This is a genomic window from Mesorhizobium sp. M7A.F.Ca.ET.027.03.2.1 (assembly GCF_003999175.1).
Taxonomy (GTDB): domain Bacteria; phylum Pseudomonadota; class Alphaproteobacteria; order Rhizobiales; family Rhizobiaceae; genus Mesorhizobium.
The window spans coordinates 1-2568 of the sequence record NZ_RZOM01000900.1 but is presented as its reverse complement, the minus strand read 5'-3'; the positions used below and the strand labels follow the sequence as shown (position 1 = coordinate 2568).

The following is a 2568-nucleotide window of genomic DNA, read 5'->3' as shown; positions in this document are numbered from 1 at the left end:
AACTATATCTGGGGCTGGGAGATGAACCGCGTGGCGCGCGACCTGATCGCCGATGCCGGCGGCAAGGTGCTGGGCGAGCGCTACCTGCGCATCGGCGAGACCGACGTGTCGCGCCTGATCGCGGAGATCCGCGCGACGCGGCCGAACTTCATCCTCAACAATCTGATCGGCACCTCGTCCTACGCCTTCCTGGCAGCCTATCGCGACCTGGGCGACGAGGATGCCGCCTTCAGCCCGGAAGTCTGTCCCGTCATCTCCTGCAACCTCACTGAAGGCGAGCTGCCGGCGATCGGCGAATCCGGGAAAGGGCATTTGTCGGTTGGGCCGTATTTCGCGCCGCGCCCGGCCGCCTTCGCCTCGTCCTTCGAGGCCTCCGCCTATGCCTCCGTGCAGGTGATGGCCGACGTGCTCTCGCGCGATCCTGACGCCGGCCAGGCGGAATTCTCAAAAACCTTCGCCGAACGGCGCTTCTCGACCCGGCTCGGGCCGATCGCCATCGACGCCCACTCCCAGCACGCGACATTGCCGGTGATCATTGGGCGCATCGCTGACGGCTTCTTCGAGGTCGTCAGCCGCGAAGACGAGGTCGCGCCGGATCCTTATCTGTCGCGCTACGACCCGGCAAAAACATTCGGCCGGCCGCGCCTGAGGGTAGTGTCGTGACGAGAACACCACGCATCCCCAATCTCGGCGGCGCCAGGGCCTTCATCCTGCATCGCCCGCATCCGACGGTGCAGGCGATCACCAGGCAATTGTCGGCCATCGGCCTGATCACGCTGGACTGCTGGCCGGAATTGCCGCCCGAGGCGTTGGCCGCTGATTTCGTCTTCTTCGACGCCGATCTCGGCTTTGACGAGCAATTCCCGTGGAAACCGGGCGAAGCGCCGATGCCGCTGGTGGCGCTGATCGGCTCCGAGGCGCCTGGCCGCATCGAATGGGCGTTGTCGCACAAGGCCGACGCGCAACTGCTGAAGCCGGTCGGCAATGCCGGCGTCTACAGCGCGCTGCTGATCGCGCGCCAGAGTTTTGAGGCACGCAAACACTTAGCCGGCGAAATTGCTTCGCTTCGCCAACGCGTCGCCGAGCGCCAGACCATCGTACGCGCGGTGACGGCCCTTTCGAAAGGCACCGATGACGGCCGCGCCTATGCGCAGCTGCGCTCGCTGGCGATGAGCTGGCAGATCAGTGTCGAGGACGCGGCGCGCCGGATCGTGGCAATGACGGAAGAAGCAACGGGGGAAGAAGGCGGCGATGACCAGTCCCATCGCGCCTGATCTCCCGGCGGCCGGGCGCATGCCGGTCAAGCCGCGCGCCGGCGTCTGGCGCCGGCTGGTCAAGCGTCGTCTGGCGCTGCTCGGGCTGGTCATTGTCGCCATTGTCGTTGCCGGCGCCGTGCTGGCGCCATGGCTGACCGGCTACGATCCCAATGAGCAGATGTTCGACGGCCTGACCATCGAGGGCTCGCCCTTGCCGCCGGATGCAAAATTCTGGCTGGGCACCGACCTGCTCGGCCGCGACCTGTTGACCCGCATCCTCTACGGCGCCCGCACCTCGCTGATCATCGGCATCGTCGCCAATGGCGTGGCGCTGTTCATCGGCACGCTGGTCGGTGTTGTCGCCGGCTATTTCCGTGGCTGGATCGGCAGTGCGCTGATGCGTTTCACCGATTTGATGATGGCGTTTCCGGCACTGCTGCTCGCCATTTGCCTGGCCGCGGTGTTCGAGCCAAGCCTGTGGATCGTCGCCATGGTCATCGCCCTGGTCAACTGGGTGCAGACCGCCCGCGTTATCTACACCGAGACCTCTTCGCTCGCCGAACGCGAGTTCATCGACGCCGAGCGCACCATCGGGGCGAGCGCACCGCGCATCCTGTTTCGCCACATCCTGCCGCATCTCCTGCCGACCATCATCGTCTGGGGCACGCTCGGCATCTCGACCACGGTGCTGTTGGAGGCGACGCTCTCCTTCCTCGGCATTGGCGTGCAGCCGCCGACCGCGTCCTGGGGCAACATCATCTTCGAGAACCAGACCTACTTCCAGGCAGCACCCTGGCTGGTGTTCTTCCCCGGTGCGGCGATCCTGGCGCTGGCACTGGCCTTCAACCTGATCGGCGACGCGCTGCGCGACATCCTCGATCCGACGCAAAGGGGCCGGGCATGATCGCCTATCTAGGCCGCCGCCTGATCCAGTCGCTGCTGATCCTGCTCGGCGTCTCGCTGATCACCTTCGCGCTGCTCTATCTCTTGCCGGCCGACCCGGTGCGCCAGATCGCCGGCCGCAGCGCCACGCCGCAGACGGTCGAGAACATCCGCCAGCAGCTCGGCCTCGACCAGCCCTTCATCGTCCAGTACTGGCGCTATCTTACGAAGCTCATCAGCGGCGATCTCGGCCGCTCCTACATCCAGCGCTCCGAAGTCACCGAGCTGATCGTCTCACGGCTGCCGGCAAGCCTGTTGCTGATGGTCGGCGCCATCCTGTGCGAGCTGCTGCTCGGCCTCAGCATGGGCCTGATCGCTGCCGTCAAGCGCGGCACCGGCACCGACCAGACGCTGATGGTCGCCTCCTTCG

The 2568-nt window shown here is 66.0% G+C and carries 4 protein-coding genes; all 4 read left to right on the top strand.

Annotated elements, in window-relative coordinates; translation table 11 throughout:
• Positions 1-663 (top strand): transporter substrate-binding protein (locus EN750_RS28690; protein ID WP_145967996.1); only part of this gene is annotated, 663 nt, incomplete at its 5' end.
• On the top strand, positions 660-1274 hold the full coding sequence (locus EN750_RS28685) for an ANTAR domain-containing protein (protein WP_127398769.1): 615 nt from the start codon (positions 660-662) through the stop codon (positions 1272-1274). The genes EN750_RS28690 and EN750_RS28685, both read left to right, overlap by 4 nt.
• A 19-nt stretch (positions 1275-1293) precedes the next feature.
• Positions 1294-2160: an ABC transporter permease gene (locus EN750_RS28680; protein ID WP_197031628.1), complete on the top strand. Its 867-nt coding sequence runs from the start codon at positions 1294-1296 to the stop codon at positions 2158-2160.
• The coding region (locus EN750_RS28675; RefSeq protein ID WP_145967995.1) for an ABC transporter permease at positions 2157-2568 on the top strand (412 nt) is incomplete at its 3' end. The genes EN750_RS28680 and EN750_RS28675, both read left to right, overlap by 4 nt.

Excerpts from the sequence above, each read along its gene's own strand:
- EN750_RS28680 (WP_197031628.1), top strand. The coding sequence starts at position 1,294 with ATGCCGGTCAAGCCGCGCGCCGGCGTCTGGCGCCGGCTGGTCAAGCGT.